A 6,112-nucleotide genomic window follows, 5' to 3' on the forward strand; every position below is an offset into this window, starting at 1 on the left:
CCTGCTCCGTGCGCGCGCTCAGGTCCTGGTTGCCCGACGCAATCTCGCCGCTGGCGAGCTCCACACCATCAACGCCCTCGCGGATCTCGCTCACGATGCGCGCGAGCCCACTCTGCATGCGCTCGATGCCGGCCAGCACGCGCGCGATCTCATCGCGCCCCAGGGCCTGCACCTGCGTGCTCAGGTCGCCGCCGGCCACGCGCTCGATCGCGCGCGCCGCCTCGTCCAGCGGGCGCGTGATGCTGCCGCTGACCACGTAACCCAGGCCGAGTCCGAGCACCAGCACCGCCAGCGCGGCCAGCACCGTGACCCACATGGCCTGCCGTTGCAGGCGGGCCAACGCATCGACCATGCCGTCCACGCGCACGCCGACCGCGTTGCTGATCTCGACGAAGGCCTCGTCGGCCGAGCGGACATCGGCCTTGGCCGGCTCCATGGCGCCGTTGGCGCGCCAGGGGTCGTTGATCTCGCCGCGCGTGATGCCCAGGTGGATGGCATCGACCGCCTCGCGGTACTTCGCGAGGCCCGCGGTCATGCGGTCGAGCGCGGCCTGCTCCTGCGCGTGAAGGCCGGGCCGCAGCTGGGCCAGCTGCCCCAGGCCCAGGTCCACCTGCTGTTGCCAGGCCGAGTGGTAGCGCTGCAGGGCCGCTTCGTCGGCCAGGTTGAGAAAGAGGTCCTTCTCATAGCGCCGCATGTTGCCCACCGCGGCGCGCACGTCGCCCAGCGACCGCAGGGCGGACACCTCGACCTGCACCAGTTGCTGGCTTGCCGAGACGGCGCGGTCCAGGCTGAAGAGCGCGGACAGGGCCACGGTGAGAATGCCCAGCGCGCACAAGGCCAGCAGCAGCGCGAGTTTGGCGCGCACGGAAATGTAGGAAAGCCAGTTCATGGGACGTCTTTGAGAAGCCGGTGGCGCGAATGCCACCCTTGCTCCTGCTTCGACGCCCCACCGGGCTTCTTGAGCACCGTTACCGCATGCCATCCCGGTGCGGATGGGCTTTCATCAAGCGGTCATGTGCCGGCCGCTGAAATCCCCACGGCCCGCGCCAGCGCGGCGCGCGCGAGCAAGCGGGTGGAGTCCAGCGTGGGCAGGGGCGAGTTCGCGTCGCTCATGATCAGCGGAATCTCGGTGCACCCCAGCACCACCGCGTCGCAGCCCTCCTCGGTCTGCAGGCGCGCGAACACGGCCTGGAAGCGCGCCACGCTCTCAGGCTTGAACACCCCACAGACCAGCTCGTCCATGATGATGCGGCCGATCTCCTCGCGCTCGGCCACGCTGGGCCGCACCGCCTGCACACCCACCGCGGCGAGCTTCTCGGGATAGACCTCGCTGTCCACCAGCCAGCGCGTGCCGGTGATGCCCAGGCGCCGGTGGCCGGCCTGCACCGCCGCTTGCGCCACCACCTCGGCGATGTGCAGCCAGGGCAGCGGCGAACGCGGCTCGACATGGAGGAACGCCTGGTGGATGGTGTTGTCGGGGCAGATCAGGAAGTCCGCGCCAGCGGCCGCCAGTTTGTGGGCCGACGCCAGCATGAGATCGGCCACGCCGCGCAGATCGCCCCGGTTCAGACAGTCCACGTAGTCGGCGAGCGAGAGCGAATGCAGCGAGACCTCGGGGTGCGCGTGCGGCCCGAGCAAGGCCGCTCCTTCGACGCAGATGGTGCGGTAACAGAGGGCCGCCCCTTCGGCGGAGCAGGCCACGATGCCAATGTGCTGGGTCTTGCGCATACCGCATTGTATAAACGATGACTTATGAACAAAAACCTCTGGCTGCTGGCCGGCGCACAAGGGCTTTTTCTCACCAACAACGTGGTCTTCATGGCCATCAACGGTCTGGTGGGTCTCGCGCTCGCGCCGCTGGGCTGGATGGCCACGCTGCCGGTGATGGGCTATGTGCTGGGCGGCGCGCTGTCCACGCCCCTGGTGGCGCGCACCCAGAGCGCCTTCGGGCGGCAGGCCTCGTTCCAGATCGGCCTGCTGGTGGCCCTGGCCTCGGCCCTGCTGTGCGCCTGGGCGGTGATGGACCGGAACTTCTGGCTGCTGGTGGCCGCCACCGTGGTCGCGGGCTACTACAGCGCCAACGGCCAGCTCTACCGCTTCGCAGCGGCCGAGCTGAGCGCGCCCGCGTTCCGCGACAAGGCGGTCTCGCTGGTGCTGGCGGGCGGCCTGGTGGGCGCGGTGCTCGGGCCCAATCTGGCCGTGCGCACCAAGGACTGGCTGGGTGCGCCGTTCGCCGGTGCGTATGTGGCGCTGGCCCTGGTGGCCCTGCTCGCCATGGCGCTCATGGCCTTTCTGCGCTTCCCGCCCGCGCCAGCCCCGGTCGCGGGCGCCGACCGGGGCCGCCCACTCTCGGTGATCGTGCGCCAGCCGGTGTTCATCGTCGCCACCGCTGGCGCCGCGCTGGGTTTCGGCGTGATGAACCTGCTGATGGCCGCCACGCCGCTGGCCATGCAGGTCTGCGGCTTTGCGTTCGATGACGCGGCCCTGGTGCTCGAATGGCACGTGATCGGCATGTTCGCGCCGGGTTTCTTCACCGGCCACCTGATCGCGCGCTTTGGCGTGCTCACCATCATGGGCGTGGGCGTGGTGCTCAACATCGCGTGCATCCTGGTGGCGCTCTCGGGCGTGGACCTGCACCAGTTCCTGATCGCGCTGTTCCTGCTCGGCGTGGGCTGGAACTTCCTCTTCACGGGCAGCACGACACTGTCGCTGCAGGCCTACCGCCCCGAGGAAAAGAACCGCGCGCAGGCCGCGATCAACTTCTGCGTGTTCGCCACCATGGCGCTGACCTCGTTCGCCTCGGGAGCGCTGGTCACCACCCAGGGCTGGCAATGGCTCAACATCGGCTCGCTGGTACCGGTGGGCCTCACCGGACTGGCCCTGGTCTGGCTTGCCTGGGTGCGCCGGCAGGCCCACAATCCCGCCTGACCGCGCGCCCATTCCGGGCGCCCATCACAGGGAACAATGCCATGGGACTTCTGGATTCATTGATCGGTGCCGCCGCCGAGGCCGCTTCGGGCTCGCTGCAGGGACAACAACGGGGACCCTCCGCCTCCGCCAACGGCCTGCCGGGCGGGATGGACCCGCAGATGCTCATTGCCCTGGTCGGTTCGCTGCTCGCGAGCTCGGGCGGCTTGCAAGGCCTGCTGGCCAAGCTGCAATCGGGCGGCCTGGGTGACGCGGTGCAATCCTGGATCGGCACCGGCGCGAACCAGCCGGTGTCGGGCGACCAGCTCGGCAGCGCACTCGGCCCCGACTTGATGGGCATGATCGCTTCGCAACTGGGTGGCAGCCCCGCGCAGGCTTCGGGCACCTTGGCCGACCTGCTGCCCGGCCTGATCGACCAGCTCAGCCCCAAGGGGCAGCTGCCGGCCGACAACGACCTGGGAGGTCTCGGCGGGCTGGGCGCCCTGCTCGGCGGGGGCGGCGGTCAGGGTGGCGGCGCTGGCGCGGCCGACCTGATGGGCCTGTTCGGGCTTACACCACCCCGCCGCTGAACCTGCGACTCAGGCCTGTGCGGGCGCGACCAAGTCCAGCCAGGCCTTCAGGGTGCCGTACACGGCCGAGGGATCGGCCTCATTGAAGATCTCGTGGTACAGGCCTTCATAGACCTGGGCATGCACCTTGTCGCGCGGTGCGGCGGCGGCAAACGCCTTGCTGCCCGCAGGCCGCACCAGGCTGTCCGCCCCCGCATACAACAGCAGCGTGGGCACGCGCCACTGTGCGGCGGCGGCCACCACGGCCGGGCCGTTGCGGTCGATGAACTGCGCCAGCCGCGCGCTGATGCGGTCGTGCACCAGCGGGTCCTTCTTGTAGGCCTCCACCACCGCCGCGTTGTGCGAGATCTTGCTCGCGTCCAGGCCGTTGGATATGGCGAAGTTGGGCGCGAAACGGTAGAGCAGGGAAATCAGCTTTTTCTGCAGTGCGCCGATGCCCGCGTCCAGCGCGGGCGATGACAGCACCAGCGCGTCGACAGGCGCCATGCGCCGCTGCACGAAGGTGGACGCAACCAGCCCGCCCATGCTGTGGCCCATGAGAATGAGCGGGCAGGCCCAGGGTTCGGCGATGTGGTTGCGCGTGTCCTCCAGCACCTCGGCGAGGTCGTCGAGCAAGGTGTCGTCATCGGGCAGCACACCGCGCGCGCCACCCGACTCGCCATGGCCGCGCTGGTCGTACGCGCGCACGCAGAAGCCCCATTCGTTCAGGCGTTGCGCCACCGGGTCATAGCGCCAGGCGTGTTCCCCCAGGCCGTGCACGATCAACACCACCGCGCGCGGGCGCCAGCGCATCGGCAGCGGCCAGTCGAACAGGGCCAGGTTCAGGCCATCGCGGAGGGTGAAGGGCGCCTGGGTGGTGTCGGACATGGTGCGGCGGGCTCAGGGCATGCGGGCCATGACCTGGGCCACGGTCGCGGTCAGGCGCTGCGCGTAGTCCAGGTGCAGGAACTCGTTCGGACCGTGCGCATTGCTCTTGGGGCCGAGCACGCCGCAGACCATCATCTGCGCGGTCGGGAAGCCCTTGCTGAGCATGTTCATGAGCGGGATGGTGCCGCCCTGGCCGATGGTGCCGCAGCCGGCGCCGAAATGGGCCTGCGAAGCGTCCTGCAGCGCCTGCTCGAACCAGGGCGCGGTGGTGGGGGCGTTCCAGCCGCTGGCCGCGCCTTCGCCCTCGAAGGTCACGCGTGCCTGGTAGGGTGCGTTGTCCTCCAGCAGGGCCTTGAGTTCCTGCACGGCCGCGGGCGCGTCCACCAGCGGCGGCAGGCGCAGGCTGAGCTTGAACGCGGTGTAGGGCCGCAGCACGTTGCCGGCGTTGCGCAGTTCGGGGAAACCGTCGGCGCCCGTGACCGACAGCGTGGGCCGCCAGGTGCGGTTGAGCAGGGCCTCCACCGGGTCGGTGGTGGTGGGCAGGGTGAACACGGTGGAGCCACCGCAGTCGTGGTGCGCCCAGGGGAAGCGCTTGTGGATCTCGTCGCCCAGGATGGCGGCCGTGGCGCGCGCCTGCTCGATGCGCTCGGCCGGCACCTCGCAATGGAAGCTGGCGGGCAGCAGGCGGCCGGTGGCGCTGTCTTCCAGCCGGTCCAGCACCTGGCGCATGATGCGAAAGCTCGACGGCACGAGGCCCGAAGCATCGCCCGAGTGGATGCCCTCGGTGAGCACCTCGACCTTGAGCACGCCGCTGGCCATGCCTCGCAGGCTGGTGGTGAGCCAGAGCTGGTCGTAGTTGCCGGCGCCGCTGTCCAGACAGATCACCAGACCCACGTCGCCCAGGCGCGGGCGCAGCGCGTCCACATAGGGCAGCAAGTCGCCCGAACCGCTCTCTTCACAGGTTTCGATCAGCCCGACGATTCGCGGGTGCGCCACGCCTTGGGCCTTGAGCGCCTGCAGCGCGGCCACGCTGGCGTAGACCGCGTAACCGTCGTCGGCACCGCCGCGGCCATAGAGCTTGCCGCCGTCGATCTTGGGCGTCCAGGGGCCGAGGTCGTTGCGCCAGCCGGTGAACTCGGGTTGCTTGTCGAGGTGGCCGTACATCAGCACGGTCTGGCCGGAGGCGGGGGCCGGTGTGCCGTCGCGCCCGGCGCTGGCCGGCACCTCGAAGAACAGCACCGGCGTGCGGGGCCGGCCCTGCGCGTCGTTCAGGCGCACGATCTCCAGCTGGAGACCGTCCACCTGCTGCGCCCGCACCCAGTCGGCTGCGCCCTGCAGCACACGCTCCAGCAGGCCGTGGGCGGCCCAGTCGGGGTCGAAGGCCGGCGACTTGGCCGGCACCTCGATGTAGCGCGTCAGTTCGGGGATGATGCCGCGCGACCAGCTCGCCTCCACATGGGCCTGCAAGGCGGCCGGGTCCAGGGGGGGCGAGGCTTGGGGCAGGCGAGCGTTCATGGCGTCGGTCTCCGGGTGCGCGGGCGGTGAGGCGCCGGCATGCCGGGACGAAAATCCCTGGGGCCGGTACAGGGGAAACAGTATAGGCACGCCCGTGGCTTGTGCGCGGTGCGAGGACCCTGTTTCACCCCCCTGCGCGCGCGGTTGCGGCGACCAGCGGCCGCCTTGGGCTTACAGACGGAACAGCTGCACGACACCGGCCAGGCGCCGGGCCTGGTCCTTGAGGCTCTCGG

6 protein-coding genes are annotated in these 6,112 nt (G+C 70.1%); 2 read left to right on the top strand and 4 right to left on the bottom strand.

What is annotated here, in order from left to right:
* Both ACODTB_RS25725 and ACODTB_RS25730 read right to left on the bottom strand, forming a co-directional pair.
* Positions 1-889 (bottom strand): HAMP domain-containing protein (locus ACODTB_RS25725; protein ID WP_488929876.1); only part of this gene is annotated, 889 nt, incomplete at its 3' end.
* 122 nt (positions 890-1,011) lie between these two features.
* The gene (locus ACODTB_RS25730; RefSeq protein ID WP_291121851.1) at positions 1,012-1,728 is read right to left on the bottom strand and encodes an aspartate/glutamate racemase family protein; all 717 of its coding nucleotides are present in this window, start codon (positions 1,726-1,728) and stop codon (positions 1,012-1,014) included.
* A gap of 24 nt (positions 1,729-1,752) precedes the next feature.
* Between ACODTB_RS25730 and ACODTB_RS25735 the strand changes: the two genes are divergently transcribed.
* Positions 1,753-2,928: an MFS transporter gene (locus tag ACODTB_RS25735; RefSeq protein ID WP_291121852.1), complete on the top strand. Its 1,176-nt coding sequence runs from the start codon at positions 1,753-1,755 to the stop codon at positions 2,926-2,928.
* 41 nt (positions 2,929-2,969) lie between these two features.
* Positions 2,970-3,497 carry a YidB family protein gene (locus ACODTB_RS25740; RefSeq protein ID WP_291121853.1) on the top strand — a complete coding sequence of 176 codons (528 nt, stop codon included), beginning with the start codon at positions 2,970-2,972 and terminating at the stop codon, positions 3,495-3,497.
* Positions 3,498-3,506: 9 nt separating this feature from the next.
* Here ACODTB_RS25740 and ACODTB_RS25745 read toward each other — a convergent pair whose 3' ends face one another.
* Both ACODTB_RS25745 and ACODTB_RS25750 read right to left on the bottom strand, forming a co-directional pair.
* Complete coding sequence (locus tag ACODTB_RS25745) at positions 3,507-4,364, bottom strand: alpha/beta hydrolase (protein WP_291121854.1); 858 nt, start codon at positions 4,362-4,364, stop codon at positions 3,507-3,509.
* Positions 4,365-4,376: 12 nt separating this feature from the next.
* Entirely contained in the window at positions 4,377-5,879 is a 1,503-nt protein-coding gene (locus ACODTB_RS25750; RefSeq protein ID WP_291121855.1) for a M20 family metallopeptidase, read from the bottom strand.
* Positions 5,880-6,112: the final 233 nt, after the last annotated feature.

This window comes from Hydrogenophaga sp. FG152, assembly GCF_057809615.1.